This is a genomic window from Streptomyces sp. NPDC088732 (genome assembly GCF_044751205.1).
In the GTDB taxonomy this organism is placed as follows: Bacteria; Actinomycetota; Actinomycetes; order Streptomycetales; family Streptomycetaceae; genus Actinacidiphila.
Window position 1 is genome coordinate 150039 of record NZ_JBIVLI010000011.1, and the last position, 23219, is coordinate 173257.

Below are 23219 nucleotides of genomic sequence, written 5' to 3' on the forward strand. Positions count from 1 at the left end.
TGATCACTCCTCCCGGCGGGGCGCCGGGAGCAGCGCGGCGGGGATGTCGGCCTCCAGGGCGCGCAGGTGCTCCCCCAGCCCCTTGGCCTGCGGGTCGGGACGGGTGGACGCGGCGACGCCCTCCCCGAGCAGGCCGTGGACGACGAAGTTGAGCGCGCGGAGATTGGCCAGCTCCCAGCGGCTCACGCGGAGCCCGGCGGCCTCCGGCACGAGCGCGCGGAGCCGTTCGACGTCGAGCCAGTCCCGCAGCCAGGCGTACGCGGCGTCGCTGCGGGCCCACAGACCGACGTTGGCGTCGCCGCCCTTGTCACCGGAGCGCGCCCCGACGAGCAGGCCCAGGGGGGCGCGTACGGTGGGCCCGCCCGGCGCGGTGACGGCAGGCCCGGGAACGGCGACGGGTACCGGCGCGGCATCGGACGACGGCGGGCGCGGCACGGGCACGCGCGTGCCGTCGTGGAGCACCACCTCGTGCCGGACCGCCTCGGCCGGGACCAGGGCGGGCCAGTGCACGCCGTACTCGGTGGCCTTGGGCGAGAAGTGCTCCATGTGCAGGCCGGGTGCGGTCGACAGGCCGGTGCCGACCACGGCGGAGAACAGGGCGCGGCCGGCCTTGTCCCTGTCGGCGTCCTTGACGGTGAGGGTGAGCCGGGCGCCGGACGCGGTCGGCTCCAGGTGGACGTCGTACGTGCCGAACCGCTCGGGCCCGCCGGTGGCGTCCAGCAGGGACGCCTCCGCGAACCGGGCCTTGGCCTCGATGTCGGGACCGGTCAGCACGAAGGTCGCCGTGTTGCGGTAGCCGCCGTGGTGGTTGACGCACACCTTGAGGGTGTCGGGAGCGGGCTCGCCGCGGGCGCCGCTCACCAGGACCCGGTCGGGGCCGAGTTGTTCGAGGGCGACGGTGTCGAAGCGGGTGACGACGTCCGGGTTGAGGTAGGCGGGGCGGTCGATCTCGTACAGCAGCTGGGCGGTGACCGTCTCGACGGTGACGGCGCCGGCGGTGCCCTCGTGCTTGGTGATGACGGCGGAGCCGTCGGGGCGCATCTCGGCGATGGGGAAGCCGGGGTGCACGGGGCGCTCGATCTCGGTGAAGAAGGAGTAGTTGCCGCCGGTCGCCTGGGCGCCGCACTCGATGATGTGCCCCGCGGTGACGGCCCCCGCCAGGCGGTCCCAGTCGTCGTGCGCCCAGTCGAAGGCCCAGGCCGCGGGGCCGACCACCAGCGAGGCGTCCGTGACGCGTCCGCAGATCACCACGTCGGCGCCGGCGCGCAGCGCCTGCGTGATGCCCCACGCGCCGAGGTAGGCGTTGGCGGTGACGGGCCGCACGCCGGCGTCGGCGAGACTGCGGCCGGTGGCGAGGTGCGCGAACCGGTGTCCCTGCGCCTGGAGTTCGGGCAGGCGCCCGATGAGGTCGTCGCCCTCGACGTACGCCACCGACGGGCTCAGCCCGGCGAGGGCGGCCAGTTCGCCGAGCTTGGCGGTCAGGCCGGCCGGGTTGAGGCCGCCCGCGTTGACGACGACCTTGATGCCGCGCTCCAGGCAGGTGCCGAGGACGTCCCCCATCTGGGCGAGGAACGAGACCGCGTACCCGCCCGCCGGGTCCCGCTGCCGGGCCTTCCACAGCAGCAGCATCGTGAGCTCGGCGAGGTAGTCGCCGGTCAGCACGTCGATGGGGCCGCCCTCGACCATCTCGCGGGCGGCCGCGAGGCGGTCCCCGTAGAAGCCGGAGCAGTTGGCGATCCGCAGGGTGTCTCGTCGCTGGGTCATGTCCCTCGCCGTCGGCGGTGTCTGTCTTCAGATGTGGTGACGCGGTGACGCGGTGGTGTTGGGGCGGGGCCGCCGGGGTCAGGCGGCCGTCGCGCGCAGGGAGTCCACGTGGCGGCGGATCTCCTCCGGCGAGAGGTAGATGTCGGTGACCTCGAAGTCCTTCAGGGCGGCCGGCCTGCGCGCCTGGAAGCCGGTGCGCACGAAGTCGTCGCCGGCGACGGCGTTGAGGAACCAGCCCGCCGCGGCCCGGAAGCGGGCCGGGAAGGTGCGCAGCGCGCCGAGGTGGTAGCCGCGGGCCACGACCTGCGCGGGCAGCCCGCTGAGCGGCACGCCCAGCGGCTTGGAGACCGCCTCGATGCCGCCGAGGTCGACGACCAGCCCCAGGTCCTTGTGCCGGTACTCCTCCAGCGGGCGGCCGCGCAGGGACGCGACCACGTTCTCGGCGACGGCCTTGCCCTGCCGCATGGCGTGCTGGGCGGTGGGCGGGCACACGGCGCCGCCGCCGGTCACGAGGTCCGGCACCGCCGCGGAGTCGCCGAGCGCGAACACCCCGTCGGCGCCGGGGATGCGCATCTCGGCGTCGGTGACGAGCCGGCCCTTGACGGTCTCCGTGCCGAGCGTCGTCACCAGCGGGCTGGAGACGACGCCCGCGGTCCAGATCAGGGTGCGGCAGGGCAGCTTGCGGCCGTCGGTGAAGGTGACGGTGTCGGGGGTGACCTCGGCGACGGACACGCCCAGCGACACGTCGACCCCGCGCTCGCGCATGATCTGGAGCGCCTTCAGGCCGAGCTTCTCACCGAGCTCGGGCATCAGCCGGGGGGCGATGTCGATCAGGTGCCACTTGATGAGCGTCGGGTCCAGGCGCGGGTAGCGCTTGGCGGCGGCGGTGGTGAGCCGCTGCAGGACGGCGGCGGTCTCGGTGCCGGCGTAGCCGCCGCCGACCACCACGAACTGGAGCCGCGACTCGCGCTCGGCCCGGTCGGTGGTGGCGGAGGCCAGGTCCAGCTGGGCGATGACGTGGTCGCGGATGTACGCCGCCTCGGCGAGGGTCTTCATGCCCCGGCCGTACTCGGTGAGGCCGGGGATGTCGAAGGTGCGGGTGACGCTGCCGGGGGCCAGGACGAGGTAGTCGTACTCCTCCACGAGCTCCTCGTCGGTGATCTTCTTGATGACCACCGCCTTGGCCGCCGGGTCCACGCCGATCGCCCGCCCGGGGATCACGGCGGTCCGGTGCAGCATGCGGCGCAGCGGGACCGCGACCGCCTGCGGGGTGAGGACGCCCGCGGCGACGTGCGGCAGCAGGGGCAGATAGAGCTGGTGGCTCCAGGGCGTCACCAGGCTGATGTCGGCCTCGTCCGGCGACAGCCGGCGCTCCAGACGGTGCGCGCACTCCATGCCCGCGAAGCCACCGCCGACGACCAGGATCCTGGGTCGGTTCATCACTCGCCTCCCGTGGGACCGTTCGGGCCCGATTCCCTACCCGCGGCGTGTGCGGATACGCCTTCGGCCACGCTCGCACAGGCCCCGTCGCGGCGCGAACGGAACACCGGGGCGGGCCAGCGGCACGCTACCGGCCGCGACCGGTGGACCAGAAGAGCCCGGCGGCACCCGCCCGGCGCGGTGGTCAGCCCGCGGTGCGGCGCCACGCGAGCAGCCGGTGGTAGGCCTCCAGGCCGTCGGGGACCCACGCGAGGCGGGGCAGCCGGTCCTCCAGCTCTCCCTCGGTGAGGAAGGCGTGCCAGGCCACCTCCTCCACCTGCGGGGCGACCGGCAGGTCGCAGCGCACCTCGTAGACCCGCGACCACCAGGTGTGGCCGGCGGCCGCGCCGGTCCCCTCGTAGAGGAAGCCGAACAACGGGGTCGGGCGCGGCAGCCCGCTGACGCCGAGTTCCTCCTCGGCCTCGCGCAGGGCGGCGTCGTCGTACGCCTCGCCCGCGCCGACGACACCGCCGACGAACATGTCGTACAGGGAGGGGAACACCAGCTTCTGCGCCGTCCTGCGGTGCACGAAGATCCGCTCCTCGGCGTCCCGGGCCAGGATGAACACGCAGCGGTGGCGCAGTCCGCGGGCGGTCGCCTCGCCGCGGGTGGCCCGGCCGACCACGTGGTCCCGCTCGTCCACGATGTCCAGCAGTTCGTCCGCCGGGCGCGGCGGGGTGTCCCTGCTGCCGGTGTCGCCCGTGTCGTCCGTGTCGCCCATGGAGCGCCTCCGCCGTGCCGTCCCCGCTGATCCCCGTACGGTGCCACGACCGCGGGCGTCACGCACCCCTCGCCCGGGCGGAAGCCCGTGGACGCCGGCGGTTGTCCCGGCGTGGGTAGGGTGAGCGGTGTGATCGACGCTGTCCGGAACACCGCGCGGGCGATCGGCCTGTGGTTCGCCCCGGAGCGGGTGCGAGCGGAGGGCACGACGCCCGACTACCGCTTCTCGCTGGCGAACGAGCGGACGTTCCTGGCCTGGCTGCGCACGGCCCTGGCGCTGGTGGGCGGCGGCTTCGCCGTGGACCAGTTCCTGCGGAACCTGCAGCGTCCCGTCCGGGTGACGCTGGCTGTCGTGCTGGTCGTGGGCGGGGCGATGTGCGCGGTGCGCGCGGTCAACCACTGGGTGCGCTGCGAGCGGGCGATGCGGCGCGGGGACGACCTGCCGGTCTCGCGGTTCCCGGCGCTGCTGGCGGTGGTGGTCGCCGCGATGGCGGTGGCGCTGCTGCTCACCGCCGTGCTGGGGCGGGCCGGCTGATGGACGCCGGCGACACCCCGGAGCGCGATCCCGGGCTGCAGCCGGAACGGACCCGGCTGGCGTGGCGGCGGACGACCCTCTCCTTCGCCGTGGCGGCGCTGCTGGCCGGGCGCCAGGCGCTGCTGCACGGCGTCTCGGCGGTCGTGATCGGCGGGTTGGCGCTGTGCGCGCTGGTGTGGCTGGCCTTCACGGCGGTCGCGCAGCGCCGGATCGCCGTGCTGGACGACGCCCGGCCGCCGGTGCTGACCGGGCCGTGGGCGGCCGGGGCCGTGCTGTGCGTCGTGGCCCTGGCCCTCTTCGGGTCGGCGACGCTGTTCCTGTGAGGTGGCGCGGAAGCTTGGGCACATCAAGCAAATGGTTCACAATGTCAAGTACCTGAGTAGACTCGCCGCATGAGCGCCCGGAACGCCCCGACCGCCCCGAATTCGCCGACCGCGCCGACTGCGCCGACTGCGCATCCGCCCTCCAAGATCCAGCTGCTGGAACTGCTCGCGGTCATCGGCACCGCCCAGTGGCAGGACTTCGCCGCGGCGGCGGCACGGCACGGGCTGACGTCCATGCAGGCGAAGGTGCTCTCCCAGTTGCACGGCCCGGTCCCGATGCGCGGTCTCGCCGAGCGGCTGGTGTGCGACGCGTCCAACATCACCGGCATCGTCGACCGCCTCGAGGCCCACGGGTTCGTGCGCCGCGAGGTGAGCCCGGCCGACCGCCGGGTGAAGAACGTGGTCGCCACCGATCTGGGCCGCGAGACGATGCGCCGGGTGCGCGACGAGATGCAGGCCACCCACGGGGCCCTCGACGTCCTCGACGCCGGGGAGCGGGAGGCGCTCTACGGCCTGCTGGAGCGGCTGCGCCCCGTCATGGAGGACCGCGCCCGCGGCTGACGGCGCAGCGGCGCGACCAGCGCCCGCACTTCGCGGTCGGCGAAGCCTGGCTCCGCGCCGATGACGCGGACCAGGCGCTCGCGCACCGCACGGCCGCGGCCCGCCTCGACGAGCGCGAGCGACTCGGCCAGCGCCGCCGGCAGTCCCGGGCGGTGCCAGGGCTCGGCGGCCCACTCGTCGAACCACCGCCGCGGTGGGAAGCAGGGCTGCAGCTTGTCCTGGTCGTTGCCGAGGTAGTCCCAGACCCAGCCGTCCAGTGACACGCTCGCGGCGTGCCCGGCGGGCAGGGCGCGGGCCCAGCCGCCTTCGCTGTGCTGCTGCCAGCGCCAGGTCTTCGGGCTGGTCCGCTCGCGGATCGTCACGCCGACGAAGCGCAGCTTGCGGCGGATCACCGGCCAGGGCTCGCGGCTCGCGGCCGCCCAGGCGGCGAGCGCGCCGTGCAGCACGTCGTACGTCGTGCCCCCGTGCACGACGTCGACCAGCGCCACCGGCCGTGTGCGGCGGGCCAGGTCGTACGGGGCGAGTCCGGCGGCCGCCAGGTGCTCGCGCAGCCGGCGGGTGTGCGCCGGGCCCCAACCGGCCCGGGACAGCCGCAGCGACAGCGGGAGGCGCAGCAGCCGCCCGTCCCAGGAGGAGCCCTCGAAGGCGCCGCTGAGCAGGTCGTACATGCTGTCCAGGGAGCGCCCGACGAAGCACAGGTCGGCCCCGCCGGAGCGGGCCAGCACCTTGCCGGCGCAGTCCGTGAGCTGGGGCAGGAACCACAGCCGGGGCGGCTCGGCCCCGTCGGTCAGCGCGCCCAGGCGGTCCGGGCGGCGTCCGTCGCGGGCCCGCGACAGCGTCCAGCGGTAGGGCTGCGGCGGTGCGGGACGCGCGCCCGGCGGTGAGGTCATGCCGGCCAGTCGACCATGTCCCGTCCCGGCCGGTCATCCGGTTTTCCCTTCGTCCGGTACCGGGGATTCCGCTGCCGGCGCACACGACCGTAGATTCACTCCCGACACTTCAATGTCCTGGGGAGGAAAGCCTGATGACGATCCGTCATCACATGAGCGACGGGTGGCCGGCCGGCTGCCGGGGGCGGCGGCGGTGCGGGGCATGTTCTTGATCACCGGCATCCCGGCGTCGGGCAAGTCCACCGTGGCGCAGGCACTGGCCGAGCGGCTGCCGAGGTCGGCGCACATCCGCGGGGGCGCGTTCCGGCGGATGATCGTGGGCGGCCGCGCGGAACCGGTCCCCGCGGACCACGACGACGAGGGCCCCGGCGAGGAGACGCTGCGGCAACTGCGGCTGCGGCACTCCCTGGCCGCCGCGAGCGCCGACGCCTACGCCGCCGCCGGCTTCACGCCCGTGCTCCAGGACGTGATTCTCGGCGACGAACTGCCGCGCACGATCGCGCTGCTGCGCACCAGGCCGCTGCACGTCGTCGTCCTCGTCCCGCCTCCGGGCGCGGTCGCCGCGCGGGAGGCCGCACGTGCCAAGCGGGTCTACGACGACGTCGTCACCCCCGCCCGGCTGGACCGCGCGCTGCGCTCGGGCACGCCCCGGATCGGCCTGTGGCTGGACACCGGCGAGCAGACCCCGGAGCAGACGGTCGACACGATCCTGCGCCATGCCGGGCCCACGGGCTGAGCCCTGCGGCGGCGGGGTGGCTTCAGGGCGCGAGGATGTCCAGTTCGCGCAGGGCGCCCACGCAGATCTCCCGCATCAGCCGCTCGGCGGCCCCGGCGTCCCGGGAGCGGACGGCCTCGGCGACCCGCACGTGGAGGGTGACCGCCTCGGGGTCGGGGGCGCTGAACATCAGGTGGTGCTCGGTGCGGCCGGTCAGGACCTCGGCGACCACGTCGCCGAGCCGGGCGAACATCTCGTTGCCCGAGGCCCGGAGCATCGTGCGGTGGAACGCGATGTCGTGGACGAGGTACGCGTCCAGGTCGGCCGCGCGGCCGGCCGCGGCCATCTCGGCGGCGAGGACGGTGAGTTCGCGGCACTGGGCCGGGTCGGCGGCGGCTGCCGCGAGCCCGGCGGCGACCGGCTCCACGGCGGTGCGCAGCGTGGTCAGCGAGCGCAACTGGCGGGGCCGGTCGGCACCCGCCAGGCGCCAGCGGATGACGGCGGGGTCGAAGACGTTCCACTCCTCGGTGGGGCGCACCGTGATGCCGACCCGGCGCCGGGACTCGACCAGGTGCATGGCCTCCAGCACCCTGACCGCCTCGCGCACGACGGTGCGGGAGACGCCGAAGTCGCGCTCGAGCGCGTCGATGCGCAGCACGGTGCCGGGCGGGTGGACGCCGGACGCGATGGCGGGGCCGAGTTCCGCCAGGACCCGGGCGTGCAGGCCGCCGTTCTCTCCCTGCCGATCCATGGCCGACAGCCTATGCGGCATCGATTCGTATGACGATTTTATGTCGGCCTCTTGAATAAGTAGTACCTATGGCGTTTCCTGAAGGCCGTCACCCGCACGAGGAGGTAGCAGTGATGACCGAGGACGGCCCGCGTCTCCCCCTGGTGGTGGTCATGGGGGTCTCCGGATCGGGCAAGTCCACCGTCGGCGGGCTGCTCGCCGAGCGGCTCGGCGTCCCGTACGCCGAGGCCGACGACTTCCACCCGCCGGCCAACATCGCCAAGATGTCGGCCGGGCATCCGCTGGACGACGAGGACCGCGCCCCCTGGCTGGACGCCATAGCGGCCTGGATCACCGGGCGCGGCGGCCACGGCGGCGTCGTCAGCTGCTCCGCCCTGCGCCGCCGCTACCGTGACCGGCTCCGCCGGGATACGCCCGGCCTGTTCTTCCTCCACCTCGACGGCTCCGAGGAGCTGATCGCCGCCCGCCTGGCCGCGCGGATGCAGCACTTCATGCCGGCCGGGCTGCTGCGCTCGCAGTTCGAGGCGCTGGAACCGCTCGAACCCGACGAGGCCGGGGCGGTCGTGGCGATCGACGGCGGCCCGCGGCAGATCAGCGAGCGCGCCCTGGCGGCCCTCCCCCACTGAGCCGTTCCCCCGCTGCTGCCGCTGGTCCCGCAGCCGCTCCGCCGGGGGCGGCCCCACCCCGTCCGGCCTGCGCCCTCCCCTGTTAGGTTCCTCGCGGACCACCAGGAAAGGGCACAACCATGTCATCTCCGTCACCGTCGTCGTCGCCGTCGCAGACCGACGCCCCGTACACCTCCCGGCTCGCGCCGGGCGTGCACGCCTACGTCCAGCCGGACGGCGGGTGGTGCCTGAACAACGCCGGGTTCATCAGCGACGGCCGCACGACGCTGCTGGTGGACACCGCCGCCACCGAGCGGCGCGCCCTGCTGCTCCGCGACGCGCTGACCGCGGCGGGTGTGCCGCAGCCCGACCACGTGGTCAACACCCACCACCACGGCGACCACACCTACGGCAACAGCGTCTTCACCCCGGGCGCCCGGATCGTCGGCCACACGGCGTGCGTCAAGGAGCAGCTGGCCGCCGGGCTCCAGCTGCACGCCATCTGGCCGGACGTGGACTACGGCGAGGTGCCCGTCACCCCCGCCACGGTCACCTACGACGACGAGCTGACCCTGCACGTCGGCGACGAGGAGGTACGGCTGCTGCACCCCGGGGTCGCCCACACGCTCGGCGACACCGTGGTGTGGCTGCCCGGCCCGCGGGTGGTCTTCACCGGCGACCTGGTCTTCAACGGCGGGGCGCCCTTCGTCCCGATGGGCTCGCTCGCGGGCTCGCTGCGCGGGCTCGAACTGCTGCGGTCGCTGGACGCCGAGATCGTCGTGCCGGGCCACGGGCAGGTCTGCGACCCGTCGGTGTACGACACGACCGAGGGCTATCTGCGCTTCGTGACGGAGCTCGCGGCGGACGGCCACAAGGCCGGCCGGGAACCGCTGGAGGTCGCGCGGGCCGCCGATCCCGGCGAGTTCGCGTCGTTGCGCGAGCCGGAGCGGCTGGTCGCCAATCTGCACCGCGCGTACGCGGAGCTGGACGGGCTGCCGCCCGGCTCGCCGCTGGACCTGGTGCGGATCATCACCGACATGGCGGTGCTGAACGGCGGCCGGGTCCCGGAGTGCCTGGCCTGAGGCCCTGGCTCACCAGCGCGGAATGGCGGGGGTGACCCAGCCGGGCTCGGCACGGCGCATGGCCTTGGCGTCGTCGCGGTCGCGCAGGCCGCCGTCGTCGTCGAGCCAGCGGCGGTGCAGGGTCTCCAGGGCCGTCCGGTCGAGTTCCACGCCGAGGCCGGGGGCGTCGGACACGGCCAGCCGGCCGCCGCGGAACTCGTGGCGCAGGGTGATGACGTCTTCGGTCTGCCACGGGTAGTGCGAGTCGCAGGCGTGGTGCAGATTGGGCACCGTGGCCGCGACATGCGTCATCGCGGCGAGGCTGATGCCGAGGTGGGTGTTGGAGTGCATCGACACGCCCACCCCGAACGTGCGGCAGATCGCGGCGAGTTCACGGGTGTTGCGCAGCCCGCCCCAGTAGTGGTGGTCGGAGAGCACGACCTGGACGGCGTCCTGGGCGAAGGCGTCGGGGATCTCCCCGAAGGTGGTGACGCACATGTTGGTGGCCAGCGGCAGATCGGTGCCGGCGGCGACCTCGGCCATGCGGGCGGTGGTGGAGGTGGGGTCCTCCAGGTACTCCAGGACGTCCCCGAGCTCGTCGGCGACGCGCAGCGAGGTCTCCACCGACCACGCGCCGTTGGGGTCCAGGCGCAGCGGCATGCCGGGGAAGGCCGCGGCCAGCGCCCGGATCGCGGCGATCTCCTCGTCGGGCGGGAAGACGCCGCCCTTGAGCTTGAACGACGTGAAGCCGTACTCGCGGACGAAGCGCCGGGCCTGCGCCACGATGCCGGCCGGGTCGAGCGCCGCGCCCCAGTCGTCCTTGAGGCCCTGCCCGTCCGGGTGCTCGGCCCAGCGGTAGAAGAGGTAGGCGCTGTAGTCGACGGTGTCGCGCACCTTGCCGCCGAGCAGCGCGTGCACGGGGAGCCCGAGCACCTTGCCGAGTGCGTCCAGGCAGGCCACCTCGAAGCCGGACACCACCGACAGCAGCACCTTGTCGGCGGTCAGCACGCCGCGCAGTCCGCCGGCGTCCACGGCGTCCGAGGTGTCCTGGGGCGGCGCGCACACCAGTCCGGCGAGCGGCGACAGGTTGTTCAGGTCGCTGACCTCGCATCCGGGCAGCGCGTCGGCGAGCTGGCGGGCGGGCTCCAGGTAGCGGGCGTCGCCGTAGGTCTCGCCGATGCCGGTGACGCCGCTCTCGGTGGTGACCTCGATGATCAACCGGGGCGTGAACGGCTGGTGAACGCCTTGGGTGTTGAGGATCGGCGGGTCGGAGACCAGGACAGGGGTGAGTCTTACGTCCGTGATCGTCAGGTCCCTGCGGTGTGTCATCAACGCCCACCCTCGTCGTTCACATACATGTTTGAGATGCGTCTACCAGAATCGGACCCTAGGTCCCCTCCCCAAAGTCGTCAAGAACGCACAGGTCCGGACACGGTTCGCGGGGCGGGCCCGCGGGGCGGCCGGGCACGGCGGGCGGGATCATGGCTGCGGGCACCGCGGCGGCACCGCGTGCGGGCGCCCAGGCGCGCGCCCGCCGGTTCCGGCGGCGGACTGGACGACATACCGACTGGTCGGCATGATGTCGGGGACAGGGACGGCAGTGGCGAGGAGCATGATGAGCGGTACGGAGAACCCACCGGGGCTCGACCTGGACCGGCTGCGGCGGTACCTGGACGCGCAGCGGCCCGGCCTGCTGCGCGGCCCGCTCGACGGCGAGCTGATCGAGGGCGGGCGGTCCAACCTGACGTACGCCGTCAGCGACGGCACCGCGCGCTGGGTGGTCCGGCGGCCCCCGCTGGGCCATGTGCTGGCGACCGCGCACGACATGGGCCGCGAGCACCGCGTGATCAGCGCCCTGCGCGACACCCCCGTGCCCGTCCCAGGCACCGTGATCCTCTGCGAGGACCCGGAGGTCCTGGGGGCGCCCTTCTACGTCATGGACTTCGTGGAGGGCACGCCGTACCGCACCGAGAAGCAGCTCACCGCGCTCGGCCCCGACCGCACCCGCGCCATCGTGCTCGCCCTGGTGGACACCCTCGTCGCCCTGCACGCCGTCGACCCCGGTGCGGCCGGGCTCGGGGACTTCGGCCGCCCCGACGGATTCCTGGAGCGCCAGCTGCGCCGCTGGGGCAAGCAGCTCGACGCCTCGCGCAGCCGCGACCTGCCCCGCATCGACGAGCTCGCGGCCGCCCTGGGCGCGCGGCTGCCCGCCTCCGGGCCGCCCGCGGTCGTCCACGGCGACTACCGGCTCGACAACGTGCTGGTCGGCTCCGACGACACCGTCAGGGCCGTCCTCGACTGGGAGATGTCCACCCTCGGCGACCCGCTCACCGACCTCGGCCTGCTGCTGATGTACGGCGAGCTGCGCCCCACCCCCGGCACGCCGGTGTCCGTCACCGGCGGCGCCCCGGGCCACCCCTCCGCCGCCGAGCTGCTGGAGCGCTACGCCGCCGGATCGGGGCGCGACGTGTCCTCGGTGGCCTGGTACACGGCCTTCGCGTACTTCAAGCTCGCCGTGATCCTGGAGGGCATCCACTACCGCTACACCCTCGGCCGGACCGTCGGCGCCGGCTTCGACCGGATCGGCGCCATCGTCCCGGCCTTCATCGACAACGGCCTGCGCACCCTTCAGGAAGGCTGACCATGGACTTCGCGTACGACGCCAGGACCGAGGAACTGCGCGAGCGGCTGCTCGCCTTCATGGACGAGCACGTGTACCCGGCCGAGCCGGTCTTCCGCCGCCAGCGCGAGGAGGCCGAGGGCGACGCGGTCTGGTCGGCGCCGCCGGTCGTCGGGGAACTCAAGGCGAAGGCGCGGGAGCTGGGCCTGTGGAACCTCTTCCTGCCCGGTGAGCGCGGCGCGGGACTGACCAACCTCCAGTACGCGCCGCTGGCCGAGATCACCGGCCGCAGCCCGCACCTGGCCCCGCCCGCCCTCAACTGCGCCGCGCCGGACACCGGGAACATGGAGGTGCTCAGCGAGTTCGGCACCGAGGAGCAGCGCAAGACCTGGCTGGAACCGCTGCTCGCCGGGGAGATCCGCTCGGCCTTCGCGATGACCGAGCCGGACGTGGCCTCCTCGGACGCGACGAACATCGAGACCCGGATCGTGCGCGACGGCGCCGACTACGTCATCAACGGCCGCAAGTGGTACATCTCCGGCGCGATGAACCCGCTCTGCGCGATCTTCATCGTCATGGGCAAGACCGATCCCACCGCCGACCGGCACCGCCAGCAGAGCATGATCCTCGTGCCGCGCGACACGCCCGGCCTCGAAGTACGGCGCGGCATGCGGGTGTTCGGCTACGACGACGGGGACCACGGCGGCCATGCCGAGGTGGTCTTCCACGACGTGCGGGTGCCCGCGGAGAACCTGGTCGGCGAGGAGGGCGGCGGCTTCGCCATCGCGCAGGCGCGGCTCGGACCGGGCCGGATCCACCACTGCATGCGGCTGATCGGCATGGCCGAGCGCGCGGTGGAGCTGATGTGCCGGCGGGCCACCGGGCGCGTCGCGTTCGGCAAGCCGCTGGCCGCGCAGGGCGTCGTCCAGGAGTGGATCGCCGAAGCCCGCGTGGAGATCGAGCAACTGCGGCTCCTGGTGCTCAAGACCGCCTGGCTGATGGACACCGTCGGCAACCGCGGGGCGCACACCGAGATCCAGTCCATCAAGATCGCCACCCCGGCGAAGGTGGGCCTGATCCTCGACCGCGCCATCCAGGTGCACGGCGCGGGCGGCGTCAGCCAGGACTTCCCGCTGGCCGAACTGTACGCGGCGGCCCGCACGCTGCGCCTGGCCGACGGGCCCGACGAGGTGCACAAGCGGTCGCTCGCGCGGCGCGAACTCAAGCGGTACGCCCCCCAGGAGGGCTGAGCGGCACGCCCACGGCAGGGCGCCCCCGGGTCCCGTACCCGGGGGCGCCCCCTTGTGCGGGAGCGGTGCGCCGCCGGTGCGCGGCCGGTCAGCGCGGAGCGCGACGGTGTTCTCACGGACGGGCCGCAGGGGCCCGGCACCGCGGACCGAGGAGCCCGATATGACCGCATCCATCGCACCCACCGCGTCCATCGCATCCACCGCGCTGAGCGGCAGGACGGCGCTGGTGACCGGTGGTTCGCGCGGCATCGGCCGCGCCGTGGCACGCCGCCTGGCCGCCGAGGGCGCCCTGGTCGCCGTCCACTACGGCAGCGGCAAGGAGGCCGCCGACGAGACGGTGGCCCTGATCAACGAGGCCGGGGGCCGGGCGTTCCCGGTCGGCGCCGACTTCGCCGCCGCCGACGCGGCGGACCGCCTCTTCGGCCAACTGGCCGCGGGGCTGGGCGAGCGCGGGCTCGACATCCTGGTCGGCAACGCGGGCATCGCGTCCACCAGCCCGATCGCCGCCGTCACCGAGGAGGAGTTCGACCGCCTCTTCACGATCAACGTCCGCACCCCGTTCCTGGTGACCCGGCGGGCGATCCCCCTGCTCAACGACGGCGGCCGCATCGTCACCATCGCCTCCACCGCCACCCGCGTCGCGGTCTCCACGCAGATCGCGTACACCATGGCCAAGGCGGCGCTGGAGAGCATGACCCCGTCGCTGGCGAACGAACTGGGCGGCCGCGGCATCACCGTGAACACCGTCGCGCCCGGCGTGATCCGCACCGACATGACCGCGGGGCACACCGCCGTCCCGGAGGCCGCCGCCCAGCTCGCCGCCATCACCGCGCTCGGCCGGCTCGGCGAACCCGAGGACGTGGCCCGCACGGTGGCCTTCCTGGCCGGCCCCGACGGCGCGTACGTCACCGGCCAGCGCATCGACGTCTGCGGCGGGCTGTGGCTCGGGCCGATCATCCCCGGGCAGTGAGGTCCGGGGTTCCCCCGGCGGTCCGCCGCCGACGGCCGGACGCACCCCGGTCGACGCGTTCGCCGGTCCCCCGGTGGGGACCGGCGAACGTACGGCTTCGGCCGGGGCCGTGTGCCGGGCACTCGGGATCCCGGCCGCGGAGGTGGAGCGGCAGCCCACGTCCGGCGGCGAGATCGTGGTGGGCGTCGGGCTGTCCGCTCGCCGGCCATGCTCTCCCGCCACCGCGTCGGGGGTGGGCCGACCGAGGCGTTCCTGTCCCGAGCGGGCCGGGCCCCGGGTTCCGGGCGGCCGTGGCGGCCGCGGGTCGGCAAGTTGGAACGCGCTCGCGCGGAGTGCGGACGGCACACCGTCGGGGACTGGACGCCGAGCCCCCGGCGGGGCAGCCGGGCCACGCGGCCCGGGCACCCGCGCCCGACCGTGTTCGGCGTCCTCCTCCCCCACACACAGGGACCCGCCGCGCCTGCGGTGAGGCCGGGCCGGGCTACGCGGCTCGGCTGCCCGCGCCGACCGTCTCGGCCTCCGGGATCAGGCGGACCTCTCCGGCGCCGGGGCCGGCGCGGCGGGTGGCGCGCAGCAGGCGGGTCGCGGAGAGCACGGTGGCGGCCACCAGCAGCAGGTTGCGCGCCGTCAGCACCGCGATCGCCAGGACGGAGCCGTCGAGCAGGTCGCGGAAGAGCAGCGGGAAGTCCAGGGTGGTCAGCACGGTCGCGGCGACCAGGAGGACCGCGACCGGACGCTGCGAGGTCCCGCGGTGCAGCAGGCAGACGGAGGCCAGCCCGATCAGCCAGATCAGGTACTGCGGGCTCAGGACGCGGCTGGTGACGACGAAGAGCAGGACCGCCGTCAGCGCGGCGTCGGGCAGCACCCAGGGCGCCCTGCGGTCGGCCCGCCGCCACCACCACAGCAGCCAGCAGAAGGCGAGGACCGAGCAGGCCTCGCTGACCCAGACCGCCTCGCGGATCCACGGGCCGACGAACTCCATGGAGCCGTCGCGCAGCGTCCACTGGCCCGACCAGCCGAAGTGCCGCGCGATGTGGAACGGCAGCGCCGCCGTCGCCTCGACCTCGATGCCGCGTTCGCGCTGCGCGGCCAGGAAGTCGAAGGCCCCGGGCATGGCGACGGCGAAGCCGAGCGCGACGGCCGCGGCGGTGGCGGCCGCCGTGAGCAGCGCGGTGCGGGCGCGCGGGCCGGCCCGCAAGCCGCTGAGCAGCAGCAGCGGCCAGGCCTTGACCATGGCGCCGAGCCCGACGAGCACGCCGAAGGCGAGGTCGGCCCAGCGGCGCCGGGTGCCCGCGGCTATCAGCGCGCCCATGGCCATGGCGGTCACGAAGACGTCGAAGCGGCTCCAGGGCAGGGTGATCAGCAGGGGCAGGCCGCCGATCCACAGCCATGCGGCCGCCGTGCCCGGTCCCTTGCGGAGCAGCACGGCGGTCACGGCGGCGTCGCACAGGGCGCAGCACACGATGAACGCGTGGCCGTAGTCCAGCACTGGCACCAGGCTCGGGGCGAGCAGCGGGAGCGCGGCGCCGGGCGGGTACTGCCAGGTGACGTCGGCGACGGGGAAGACTCCGGTGCGCAGCACCGCGTACCACCCCGTGTAGACCTGCGAGACCGACGGGTCGAGGTCTCCGAGGCCGCTGAACGGGCCGAGGCGCAGCGACGCCCCCACGAGCAGCAGCCGGGTCACCGCCCAGGCCGTCCACTGCCCGCGTGCGTCAAGGCACCACCGCATCGTTTCGTTTCTCCCCTGTTCGGCGGTCCGGCCTCTGGAGAAGAGACGATGGAAACGGCGCAGAGGTTGCTCGGCGGTAATCAGTTGTTGACGACCACCAGTCGTCCCGTGGTCGTCCCGTCCGCGACGCGCTGGACGGCGTCGGCGGCGCCGGTCAGCGGGACGCGCTCGCTCACCAGGGGTCTGATCGCGCCCTCGGCGGCCAGCCGGGTCAGTTCCTCGTGGCAGCACCGGACGGCGGCCGGGTCGTGGGTGTTGTACAGGCCCCAATGGAGGCCGACGACAGAGTAGTTCTTCACCAGGGCGTGGTTGAGCCCGGGGCTGGGGATGGTGCCGCTGGTGAAGCCGACGACGACGATGCGGCCCTCGAAGGCGATGCACTTGGTGGAGCGGGTGTACGCGTCGCCGCCGACCGGGTCGTACACCACGTCGGCGCCGCGGCCGCCGGTGGCCTCCTTGACGACGGCCACGAAGTCCTCGCTGTGCCGGTCGACGACGACGTCGGCGCCGAGTTCCCGGGCGGTCTTGGCCTTCTCCGGGCCGCCGACGACACCGATCACGGTGGCTCCCGCGGCCTTGCCGAGCTGGACGGCGGCGCTGCCCACCCCGCCCGCCGCGGCGTGCACGAGCAGGGTCTCGCCGGCCCGGAGCGCGGCGCGCCGGTGCAGGCCGAACCAGCCGGTCTGGTAGCCGATGTGGAGGGCGGCGGCCTCCGCGTCGTCCAGCGCCTCCGGCGCGGGCAGCACGCCGGCCGCGGGGACGACGGCCCGCTCGGCGAAGGCTCCGCCGGGCAGCGCGGCGGGGGTGATGACACGGTCGCCGGGGCGGTGTCCTTCCACGCCCTCGCCGACGGCGGCTATCTCGCCGCAGAACTCGACGCCGGGGGTGAACGGCAGCGGCGGGCGCACCTGGTAGTGGCCGCGGCACAGCAGCGCGTCGGGGAAGTTGACGGCGGCCGCGCGCACCGTGAGCAGCAGCTGGCCGGGGCCGGGCTGCGGGTCGGGGACGTCCTCGAGGCGCATCGCCTCGCGCGGCTCCCCGTTCTCGTGCACTCGCCATGCCTTCATGCGGTCGGCTCCCGGCTCCTGTTCAGGGCTGCCGCACGGAGTGCAGCAGCATGTCGGCGAAATCGGCGGCGACCTGGTCGGCGGACAGCGGTCCGTCCTCGCGGTACCAGGTGCCGAGGTGGTGCACCGCGCCGAAGAAGAAGTCGACGACGAGGTCGGGCCGGGCCTCCGCCCGGAACACCCCCTCGCGCTGTCCCTCCTCCACCAGGGCGCGGAACTTCTCGTGGTAGCGGCGGCGGTCGGCGCGCACCGCCTTCTGCTTCTCCGGGCTCAGCTGGTGGATGGACCGGAAGAAGATCTTGGTGTCGTCGAGGTTCTGGATGCTGGTGACGACGACGTCGGCGGCGGCCTCGACCAGGCGCCGCTGCACCGGCTCGTCCCGGTCGGCGATCGACTCCAGGCGCTCCATCTGCAGCCGCAGCACCCGGCCGTAGATCTCGTGCAGGAGGTCGTCCTTGCTGCCGAAGTAGTGGTAGAGCGCGCCCTTGGTCACCCCGGCGGCCTCGACGATCTCCTGCACGGACGTCCGGTCGTAGCCGCGCTCGGCGAAGAGCCGGGTGGCCTCGGCGAGCAGCCGCTGCGGGACAGCGGTGGCGGCCGCCTTGGGTGGTGTCGTACTCCGTGCCATGGCCTGCCCTTTCTCCGTTCCGGTGCGCGGGACAGCGTACCGAGCGGTATGTCGTCAGTCCGCGCGTGCCCGCAACTCCCGGCGCAGGATCTTGCCCGTGGCGGTCTTGGGCAGCTCGGGGAGGATTTCGACGGCGCGGGGGTACTTGTAGGCCGCGAGGCGGTCCTTGCAGTGGGCGATCAGCTCCTCCGCCGAGGCGGCGACGTCCGGGCGCAGGCTGACGTACGCCTTCACCGACTCGCCGCGGTAGGTGTCGGGGACGCCCACGACGGCGGCCTCGCGCACCGCGGGGTGCGTGTAGAGCGCGTCCTCGACCTCGCGCGGCCACACCTTGAAGCCGGAGGCGTTGATCATGTCCTTCTTGCGGTCGACGACGTAGACCCAGCCGTCCTCGTCCATGAAGCCGATGTCGCCGGTACGCAGTTCGCCGCCGGGCAGGGCCGCGGCGGAGGCCTCGGGGAGCCGCCAGTAGCCGGGGACGACCATCGGGCCGCGCACCGCGATCTCGCCGTGCTCGCCGAACGGCACGTCCGCGCCCTGGTCGTCGACGATCCGCACGAGGGTGTCGGGACCGGGGACGCCGACCGAGAGCGTGCCGGAGACCGGGTCGACCGGCGCCTCCAGGCCGGGCGGGGTGCTGGTGGCCGGGGCGGTGCACTCGGTGAGGCCGTAGCCGTTGCGCAGGTAGTGGCCGAAGCGCGCCCGGAAGGCCTCCACCAGGGCCGGCGGCAGCGGCGCGCCGCCGGAGTACAGCAGCTGGAAGGAGGCGAAGTCCTCGGGCACGGCGTCCGGGTGGGCCATCAGCGCCATGTAGGCGGTGGACGGCCCGACCATGTAGGCGGGCCGGTGCTCGCGGAGCGCGTCGAGGACGACGCCCGCCTCGAAGCGGTACGCGAGGGCGACCGTCGCGCCCGCGGCGATGCCGGCGGCGAGCTGGCAGACCATGCCGGTGATGTGGAACAGCGGTGCCAGCGCGAAGATCGTCGCACCGTCGGGCAGCACGCTGTGGGCGCGCTGCCGGTCGGCGTTGAAGCTGATGTTGCCGTGCGTGTTCATCGCGCCCTTGGGCACGCCGCTGGTGCCCGAGGTGTAGCTGATCAGCGCGACGTCCTCGCCGGTGAGCCCGGGATCGGGCAGGGCGGGTCCGACGGTGCCGGCGTGGGCGGCGGAGAGCAGGTCCTCCGCATCCTCGGCGGCGTACCGCTGCTTCGGCAGGACCCGGTGGTCGTCGCGTGTCTGCAGGTCGAGCTCGCTGGTGGTCAGCGCGATGCGCACCGGGGAGTCGGCGGCCGTCTCGCGGATGTACGCGTCCCAGGCCCGCTCGGAGCACACCAGCGCGGCCACCTCGGCGTCCCGCAGGATGTGGCCGAGCTCGTGCTCCTTGTACATCGGGTTGACCGGGACGACGCTGCCGCCGGCCTTCCAGGCGGCGAGCAGCGCGACGGCGAACTGCGGGATGTTCTGGAGGACGATCGCGAGCCGGTCGCCGCGCGCGAAGCCGCGTCCGACGAGGTGGCGGGCGAGGCCGTCGGAGAGCTCGTCGAGCTCGCGGTAGGCGATCCGGGCGTCGAAGTACGCGAGCGCGGTGCGGCCTGGCACGCGGTCCACGGTGGCGCGGAAGGCGTGCAGCAGTGTCGGCGGCGGGTCGGGGAGGGCGCGCAGCTCCTCCCGGAAGTACTGGAGCCAGGGCTTGCTGTCGTACGAGGTCATGCCGCGCCGCCCTCCTCCAGCTTGCGCTGCACCCGGTTCATGGCGTCGATCCAGTGGTCGGTGTCCCCGGCCCGGGCGGCGTAGTACCCGGCGGCCTCGGGGTGCGGCAGGATCAGGAAGCGCTCGTCCGCGATGCCCTGGAGCACGGCGTCCGCGACCTGCTCCGGCTCGATGGCCCCGGGGCCGAGGACGAGTTCCCCGACGGGGCCGGCCGAGCGCAGCATGTCGGTGCGCACGCCCTGCGGGCAGACGGCGTGGACGCGGACGCCGCGGTGACGGTAGGTGACGGCCAGCCATTCGGCGAAGGCGAGGGCGCCGTGCTTGGTGACGGAGTACGCGGCGTCTCCCACCATGGTGAGCAGTCCGGCGGCGGACACGGTGGCCACGAAGCGGCCCTCACCGCGCTCCAGCCACTCGGGGAGCAGTTCGCGCGCCGCCCGGACGTGCGCCATCACGTTGACGTCCCAGACCCGCTGCCAGACCTCGTCGTCCGCCTCGGGGCCGGCCATGGCGCCGGTGCCGGCGTTGGCGCAGAAGACGTCGATGCGGCCGCCCAGCGCCTCGCGGGCGGGCCCGACCACGCCGGAGGCGTCACCGATCACGCAGCTGCCGCCGATCTCCTCGGCGACGGCCTCGGCGGCGGCCTTGTTCAGGTCGTTGACGACGACTCGGGCGCCCTCCGAGGCGAATCTGCGGGCGAGCGCCGCACCGATCCCGCCTCCCGCACCGGTGACGACCACCCGGGCATCGCGCAGCGCTTCCATCGCGTCTCCTTCGACTCGTACGGCTCCCTTCGCATACTAAGCGGTCGGTCACAGAGAGGGAAGGTCATGCCTGCGGTATCGCCGGACATCGCCCGTGCCGGCGGAGCCCGCTCCCGCGGCGCGCACGGGCCGGGGCCCGGCCGAAACGGCCGGGCCCCGGATCGCGTACGGGCGGTCGCCACCGCTCAGCGGTGCACGGCGAACTCCACGACCTGCTGGTAGGTCGGGCGGTTCTGCCAGCTGATCTTGCCGTGCTTGATGCCGCCCAGCGGCCGCTGGATCACCGTGTCGGCACACCACTGGTCGCCGGCCGAGCAGTTCTCGTCGCCCGGGTAGACCTGGGCGGCGGTCTTCGCGGCGGCCTGCTTCAACGTGGTGATCAGCACGTCCCGGCACCCGCTCAGCGAGCCGCCGCCGCAGTAGTTCCTGGCCAGTCCGCCCTGGACGGGCTCACCGAGGACCGCGCGGATGTCCTTGTCGACATAGGACCACCAGCCGTACTGGAAGGCGCTCCCGGCGTGCGCACCGGTCGGTCCGTGCCCGGCCGAAGGGGACTCGTCGACGGTCAGGTTGGCGGTGAGCGCCGCGTACAGCCCGCTGCCGAGGCCCGGTTCGAACTCGGCCTTGACCAGCAGTGGCCACCAGGCGTCCATGATGCGCACCGCGTCGGCGTTGGCGTAGGTGTGCGAACCCGCCGAGGTCTCCCTGCGCTTGGCGCCCGCGGTCACCCAGTCGCCCAGCTTCGTGACGGCGGCCTCCGCCGCGGGGTCGGAGACGGCGCTGCTGCGGATCACCCTCAGCAGGTTGGGCAGCACGTCCTCGCCGCGCAGATCGGTCAGCGCCGCGTCCGCCATCGCCCGGGTGAGCTGCGCCCGGGTGACCCCGCCCGCGGCGACGAGCTGCTTCACCCGGTCGTCGAGCAGGTCCCCGCGGTGCACGGAGCCGTTGCCGAAGCCGGCCGCGTCGTACCCCTTGGCCTGCCGGTTGTTCCAGGAGACGTAGTAGTCCTGGTCGACGGACTGCGGGTGCTCGGCGGGCGGCGTGTAGTCGGCCGTGTTGTGCGCCGGGTCGAAGCCCTGCCACTCGTACGCCGTCTCGGCGCGCACCGGGAAGGTCGCGTCGACACCGGGCTGCCGGACCGGGTTGTCGCCGCTGTTGTAGTACGCCGTGTGCTGCGAGTCGGCGTAGAACCAGTTGAAGGTGTAGTTGATGTGCTGCACGGCCTCCTCGAAGGAGGCGGGCCCGGTGACCGCGGACGGGTCGTTGAGCATCTGGAAGCCCACCACCGAGTCGGCCTCGTGCATGTAGGAACTGCGCAGGCTGGTGAACGCCACCTTCTTGCCGCCGACGGTCCCGCGGTACTCCACGGTGCCGTACTTGGTCCGGTAGACCTGCATCCGGTACGAGCCGGCGGCCGTGCCGTCGGCGGTCGTCGGCGTCCAGGAGTTGCTGCGCTCCAGCTTCTCCATGGGCGTGCAGGTGCCGTGGTAGAGGTAGTGCACGTCGTCCTGGCACAGCTCGACGGCGTAGGTGTCCGTGATGTCCTGCGCGGAGGTCGTCGCGCTCCACGCGAAGTCCGGGCCGCGGCCCAGCTCCACGTACATGCTCAGGCCCGCGAAGGAGGCGCCGCGGGCGCTGATGCCCGGGCCCTGGATCTCCTGGAGCATGAGCAGCTGCGGCGCGAAGTAGCCGGTCTGCGGGCCGAAGACGGCGACCGGGTGGCCGCTCGCGGTGTGCGCGCCGCTGACGAGCAGGGCGTTGGACATCCCCCGGGTGTTGGCCGACAGGGCCGTTTGCGCCGCGCTCTTGGACGCGGCGGCGGCCTTGGCGGTCGCGCCGGTGCCGGTGCGGTCGTAGACCAGCGGCTCCTCGCTCACCGAGCCGGCGTCGGGCATCGCCGTGCCGCGCGGGCTGTCGGGGCGCACGGCGTACGGGAAGCTCTCGCCGTTGTGGACGGTGAGCGCCGCCTCGGGATCGTCGCGCTCGCGGAAGGACTCCCAGACCTTGGTGCCGTCCTCGACGCCGTACTTCTCCTGCGCCGCCAGCAGCGACAGCGCGTTGGTCACCTCGCCGCCGCCGCCCGTGCCGAACAGGGCGCCGATGACGGAGGCGAGCGCCACCAGGTCGGTGGGCTTGAACTTCTCGATGGTGCCGGCGTTGGTGATCGCGTCCTTGTGGCCGGTCAGCACGTACTCGCCGGGGAAGTAGCGGCCGCTGTCGGAGGCGGCGATGTAGGCGTTGACGCCGTCGACGTACGCCGTGACGTCGGCGTACGCCTGCTGGCCGCGGGCGCCGTTGTGGGAGGCGATCCAGTCGATCTGGGTCTGCAGATCGGCCTCGGTGTAGGGGGCGGCCCGCCAGAACTGCTGCTCCAGGCCCTGGTTGGCGAGCGCGCCGCCGGCGAACGAGGTCAGCTGGCCCCGGCCGACGTGCCGGAACAGGTCCATCATCCACAGGCGGTCCTGCGCCGCGGCGTACCCGGCGCCGAACTCGGTGCCGTAGCGGGTCGTGCCGGAGATGTGCGGGACGCCGGTCTTCTTGTCGCGCGTGATCGTCACATCGCTGCGGGGCGAGACGGTGGACGCCACCTGCCCCGAAGGCACGCCGAAGGACGCGTCGTTGAAGAAGTTGTTGATCGTGGCGTTCGTCAGGGTCTGGTACCCGGTGGCCAGGTTGGCATAGGGACCGAGCTGGTCCTCCGCGTGGTCGGGCTGGGTGCCGAAGATCTGGTTGAGCAGGATCTGGGCGAGAGTGGCGTTGCCGTTCTCCCCCGGCGGCAGGATGTCGGAACACTGCCCCTGGCAGTAGTCGTTGGGGGTGGCGGCGGCCGCGGGGGCCGCCCATGGGAGTGGCGCGAGGAGACTCGCCCCCAGCGCGAGCACCGCGGCGGCGGCACTCGCTCTCAGCTTTGACCTGAACCTGTCAATACGTGCGCGCATGACCGCTCCTCCCGAAGGCCGGTGTGACGCAGATTACTTCGAAGTTGACCCGCGAGTAAGGTGAACATGCGTCACGTTTTGACATCGCGAGATCGGCTGGAATTCACCGTCCCGGGGATGGATCCGGAACGCCGT

General features: G+C 73.6%; 21 protein-coding genes. 9 read left to right on the forward strand and 12 right to left on the reverse strand.

All coding sequences use genetic code 11. The features are described from left to right. Nucleotides 1-3: 3 nt before the first annotated feature. The 3 genes from ACIP9H_RS20150 to ACIP9H_RS20160 all read right to left on the reverse strand — a co-directional run bounded on the left by ACIP9H_RS20150 (nucleotide 4) and on the right by ACIP9H_RS20160 (nucleotide 3964). Nucleotides 4-1764, reverse strand: a complete 1761-nt coding sequence (locus tag ACIP9H_RS20150) for an acyclic terpene utilization AtuA family protein (protein WP_401959971.1) — start codon at nucleotides 1762-1764, stop codon at nucleotides 4-6. Between the two features lie 78 nt (nucleotides 1765-1842). Then, nucleotides 1843-3204 carry an NAD(P)/FAD-dependent oxidoreductase gene (locus ACIP9H_RS20155; RefSeq protein ID WP_401589197.1) on the reverse strand — a complete coding sequence of 454 codons (1362 nt, stop codon included), beginning with the start codon at nucleotides 3202-3204 and terminating at the stop codon, nucleotides 1843-1845. Between the two features lie 184 nt (nucleotides 3205-3388). Next, nucleotides 3389-3964, reverse strand: a complete 576-nt coding sequence (locus ACIP9H_RS20160; RefSeq protein WP_401959973.1) for an NUDIX hydrolase — start codon at nucleotides 3962-3964, stop codon at nucleotides 3389-3391. A 129-nt stretch (nucleotides 3965-4093) separates the two neighbouring features. Between ACIP9H_RS20160 and ACIP9H_RS20165 the strand changes: the two genes are divergently transcribed. The 3 genes from ACIP9H_RS20165 to ACIP9H_RS20175 all read left to right on the forward strand — a co-directional run bounded on the left by ACIP9H_RS20165 (nucleotide 4094) and on the right by ACIP9H_RS20175 (nucleotide 5382). Continuing rightward, nucleotides 4094-4498: a YidH family protein gene (locus ACIP9H_RS20165; RefSeq protein WP_401589203.1), complete on the forward strand. Its 405-nt coding sequence runs from the start codon at nucleotides 4094-4096 to the stop codon at nucleotides 4496-4498. Further along, the gene (locus tag ACIP9H_RS20170; protein WP_401589205.1) at nucleotides 4498-4821 is read left to right on the forward strand and encodes a DUF202 domain-containing protein; all 324 of its coding nucleotides are present in this window, start codon (nucleotides 4498-4500) and stop codon (nucleotides 4819-4821) included. Before ACIP9H_RS20165 ends, ACIP9H_RS20170 begins: the two co-directional genes overlap by 1 nt. A 69-nt stretch (nucleotides 4822-4890) precedes the next feature. Next, complete coding sequence (locus tag ACIP9H_RS20175) at nucleotides 4891-5382, forward strand: MarR family winged helix-turn-helix transcriptional regulator (RefSeq protein WP_401589208.1); 492 nt, start codon at nucleotides 4891-4893, stop codon at nucleotides 5380-5382. Here the strand turns inward: ACIP9H_RS20175 and ACIP9H_RS20180 are convergent. Next, complete coding sequence (locus tag ACIP9H_RS20180) at nucleotides 5328-6272, reverse strand: hypothetical protein (RefSeq protein ID WP_401589210.1); 945 nt, start codon at nucleotides 6270-6272, stop codon at nucleotides 5328-5330. The genes ACIP9H_RS20175 and ACIP9H_RS20180 overlap by 55 nt on opposite strands. A gap of 202 nt (nucleotides 6273-6474) precedes the next feature. Between ACIP9H_RS20180 and ACIP9H_RS20185 the strand changes: the two genes are divergently transcribed. Next, nucleotides 6475-7008: an AAA family ATPase gene (locus ACIP9H_RS20185; protein WP_401959977.1), complete on the forward strand. Its 534-nt coding sequence runs from the start codon at nucleotides 6475-6477 to the stop codon at nucleotides 7006-7008. Nucleotides 7009-7030: 22 nt separating this feature from the next. Here ACIP9H_RS20185 and ACIP9H_RS20190 read toward each other — a convergent pair whose 3' ends face one another. Then, nucleotides 7031-7738, reverse strand: a complete 708-nt coding sequence (locus ACIP9H_RS20190; RefSeq protein ID WP_401589215.1) for a FadR/GntR family transcriptional regulator — start codon at nucleotides 7736-7738, stop codon at nucleotides 7031-7033. A gap of 113 nt (nucleotides 7739-7851) precedes the next feature. Here ACIP9H_RS20190 and ACIP9H_RS20195 point away from each other — a divergent pair, with 113 nt between their 5' ends. Both ACIP9H_RS20195 and ACIP9H_RS20200 read left to right on the forward strand, forming a co-directional pair. Continuing rightward, nucleotides 7852-8364, forward strand: coding sequence for a gluconokinase (locus ACIP9H_RS20195; RefSeq protein ID WP_401589218.1), 513 nt, complete (start codon nucleotides 7852-7854; stop codon nucleotides 8362-8364). A 119-nt stretch (nucleotides 8365-8483) separates the two neighbouring features. Further along, nucleotides 8484-9425 carry an MBL fold metallo-hydrolase gene (locus tag ACIP9H_RS20200; RefSeq protein ID WP_401589220.1) on the forward strand — a complete coding sequence of 314 codons (942 nt, stop codon included), beginning with the start codon at nucleotides 8484-8486 and terminating at the stop codon, nucleotides 9423-9425. Between the two features lie 9 nt (nucleotides 9426-9434). Here the strand turns inward: ACIP9H_RS20200 and ACIP9H_RS20205 are convergent, their stop codons facing one another. Continuing rightward, on the reverse strand, nucleotides 9435-10733 hold the full coding sequence (locus ACIP9H_RS20205; protein ID WP_401589223.1) for a glucarate dehydratase family protein: 1299 nt from the start codon (nucleotides 10731-10733) through the stop codon (nucleotides 9435-9437). Between the two features lie 286 nt (nucleotides 10734-11019). On the opposite strand from ACIP9H_RS20205, the gene ACIP9H_RS20210 reads away from it, so the two are divergent. The 3 genes from ACIP9H_RS20210 to ACIP9H_RS20220 all read left to right on the forward strand — a co-directional run bounded on the left by ACIP9H_RS20210 (nucleotide 11020) and on the right by ACIP9H_RS20220 (nucleotide 14244). Further along, nucleotides 11020-12045, forward strand: coding sequence for a phosphotransferase family protein (locus ACIP9H_RS20210; protein ID WP_401589226.1), 1026 nt, complete (start codon nucleotides 11020-11022; stop codon nucleotides 12043-12045). 2 nt (nucleotides 12046-12047) lie between these two features. After that, nucleotides 12048-13274, forward strand: a complete 1227-nt coding sequence (locus ACIP9H_RS20215) for an acyl-CoA dehydrogenase family protein (RefSeq protein ID WP_401959981.1) — start codon at nucleotides 12048-12050, stop codon at nucleotides 13272-13274. 160 nt (nucleotides 13275-13434) lie between these two features. Further along, entirely contained in the window at nucleotides 13435-14244 is an 810-nt protein-coding gene (locus tag ACIP9H_RS20220) for an SDR family oxidoreductase (protein ID WP_401959984.1), read from the forward strand. Nucleotides 14245-14725: 481 nt separating this feature from the next. Here the strand turns inward: ACIP9H_RS20220 and ACIP9H_RS20225 are convergent, their stop codons facing one another. From ACIP9H_RS20225 to ACIP9H_RS20250, 6 genes are all read right to left on the reverse strand, one after another. Then, on the reverse strand, nucleotides 14726-15976 hold the full coding sequence (locus ACIP9H_RS20225) for a glycosyltransferase 87 family protein (protein WP_401589235.1): 1251 nt from the start codon (nucleotides 15974-15976) through the stop codon (nucleotides 14726-14728). Between the two features lie 80 nt (nucleotides 15977-16056). Further along, nucleotides 16057-17043 (reverse strand): NADPH:quinone oxidoreductase family protein, encoded by a 987-nt coding sequence (locus tag ACIP9H_RS20230; protein ID WP_401589238.1) that lies wholly within the window; start codon nucleotides 17041-17043, stop codon nucleotides 16057-16059. Between the two features lie 22 nt (nucleotides 17044-17065). After that, complete coding sequence (locus ACIP9H_RS20235; protein WP_360906264.1) at nucleotides 17066-17671, reverse strand: TetR/AcrR family transcriptional regulator; 606 nt, start codon at nucleotides 17669-17671, stop codon at nucleotides 17066-17068. Between the two features lie 54 nt (nucleotides 17672-17725). Further along, complete coding sequence (locus ACIP9H_RS20240) at nucleotides 17726-19381, reverse strand: AMP-binding protein (protein WP_401959988.1); 1656 nt, start codon at nucleotides 19379-19381, stop codon at nucleotides 17726-17728. Continuing rightward, nucleotides 19378-20145: an SDR family oxidoreductase gene (locus ACIP9H_RS20245; RefSeq protein WP_401589243.1), complete on the reverse strand. Its 768-nt coding sequence runs from the start codon at nucleotides 20143-20145 to the stop codon at nucleotides 19378-19380. The genes ACIP9H_RS20240 and ACIP9H_RS20245 overlap by 4 nt, the downstream gene beginning before the upstream one ends. A gap of 185 nt (nucleotides 20146-20330) precedes the next feature. Further along, nucleotides 20331-23084, reverse strand: a complete 2754-nt coding sequence (locus ACIP9H_RS20250) for a penicillin acylase family protein (RefSeq protein ID WP_401589246.1) — start codon at nucleotides 23082-23084, stop codon at nucleotides 20331-20333. Between the last annotated feature and the right edge of the window lie 135 nt (nucleotides 23085-23219).

Excerpts from the sequence above, each read along its gene's own strand:
- ACIP9H_RS20150 (WP_401959971.1), bottom strand. The coding sequence starts at position 1,764 with ATGACCCAGCGACGAGACACCCTGCGGATCGCCAACTGCTCCGGCTTC.
- ACIP9H_RS20155 (WP_401589197.1), bottom strand. The coding sequence starts at position 3,204 with ATGAACCGACCCAGGATCCTGGTCGTCGGCGGTGGCTTCGCGGGCATG.
- ACIP9H_RS20160 (WP_401959973.1), bottom strand. The coding sequence starts at position 3,964 with ATGGGCGACACGGACGACACGGGCGACACCGGCAGCAGGGACACCCCG.
- ACIP9H_RS20170 (WP_401589205.1), top strand. The coding sequence starts at position 4,498 with ATGGACGCCGGCGACACCCCGGAGCGCGATCCCGGGCTGCAGCCGGAA.
- ACIP9H_RS20175 (WP_401589208.1), top strand. The coding sequence starts at position 4,891 with ATGAGCGCCCGGAACGCCCCGACCGCCCCGAATTCGCCGACCGCGCCG.
- ACIP9H_RS20180 (WP_401589210.1), bottom strand. The coding sequence starts at position 6,272 with ATGACCTCACCGCCGGGCGCGCGTCCCGCACCGCCGCAGCCCTACCGC.
- ACIP9H_RS20185 (WP_401959977.1), top strand. The coding sequence starts at position 6,475 with ATGTTCTTGATCACCGGCATCCCGGCGTCGGGCAAGTCCACCGTGGCG.
- ACIP9H_RS20190 (WP_401589215.1), bottom strand. The coding sequence starts at position 7,738 with ATGGATCGGCAGGGAGAGAACGGCGGCCTGCACGCCCGGGTCCTGGCG.
- ACIP9H_RS20195 (WP_401589218.1), top strand. The coding sequence starts at position 7,852 with ATGACCGAGGACGGCCCGCGTCTCCCCCTGGTGGTGGTCATGGGGGTC.
- ACIP9H_RS20200 (WP_401589220.1), top strand. The coding sequence starts at position 8,484 with ATGTCATCTCCGTCACCGTCGTCGTCGCCGTCGCAGACCGACGCCCCG.
- ACIP9H_RS20205 (WP_401589223.1), bottom strand. The coding sequence starts at position 10,733 with ATGACACACCGCAGGGACCTGACGATCACGGACGTAAGACTCACCCCT.
- ACIP9H_RS20210 (WP_401589226.1), top strand. The coding sequence starts at position 11,020 with ATGAGCGGTACGGAGAACCCACCGGGGCTCGACCTGGACCGGCTGCGG.
- ACIP9H_RS20215 (WP_401959981.1), top strand. The coding sequence starts at position 12,048 with ATGGACTTCGCGTACGACGCCAGGACCGAGGAACTGCGCGAGCGGCTG.
- ACIP9H_RS20220 (WP_401959984.1), top strand. The coding sequence starts at position 13,435 with ATGACCGCATCCATCGCACCCACCGCGTCCATCGCATCCACCGCGCTG.
- ACIP9H_RS20225 (WP_401589235.1), bottom strand. The coding sequence starts at position 15,976 with ATGCGGTGGTGCCTTGACGCACGCGGGCAGTGGACGGCCTGGGCGGTG.
- ACIP9H_RS20230 (WP_401589238.1), bottom strand. The coding sequence starts at position 17,043 with ATGAAGGCATGGCGAGTGCACGAGAACGGGGAGCCGCGCGAGGCGATG.
- ACIP9H_RS20235 (WP_360906264.1), bottom strand. The coding sequence starts at position 17,671 with ATGGCACGGAGTACGACACCACCCAAGGCGGCCGCCACCGCTGTCCCG.
- ACIP9H_RS20240 (WP_401959988.1), bottom strand. The coding sequence starts at position 19,381 with ATGACCTCGTACGACAGCAAGCCCTGGCTCCAGTACTTCCGGGAGGAG.
- ACIP9H_RS20245 (WP_401589243.1), bottom strand. The coding sequence starts at position 20,145 with ATGGAAGCGCTGCGCGATGCCCGGGTGGTCGTCACCGGTGCGGGAGGC.
- ACIP9H_RS20250 (WP_401589246.1), bottom strand. The coding sequence starts at position 23,084 with ATGCGCGCACGTATTGACAGGTTCAGGTCAAAGCTGAGAGCGAGTGCC.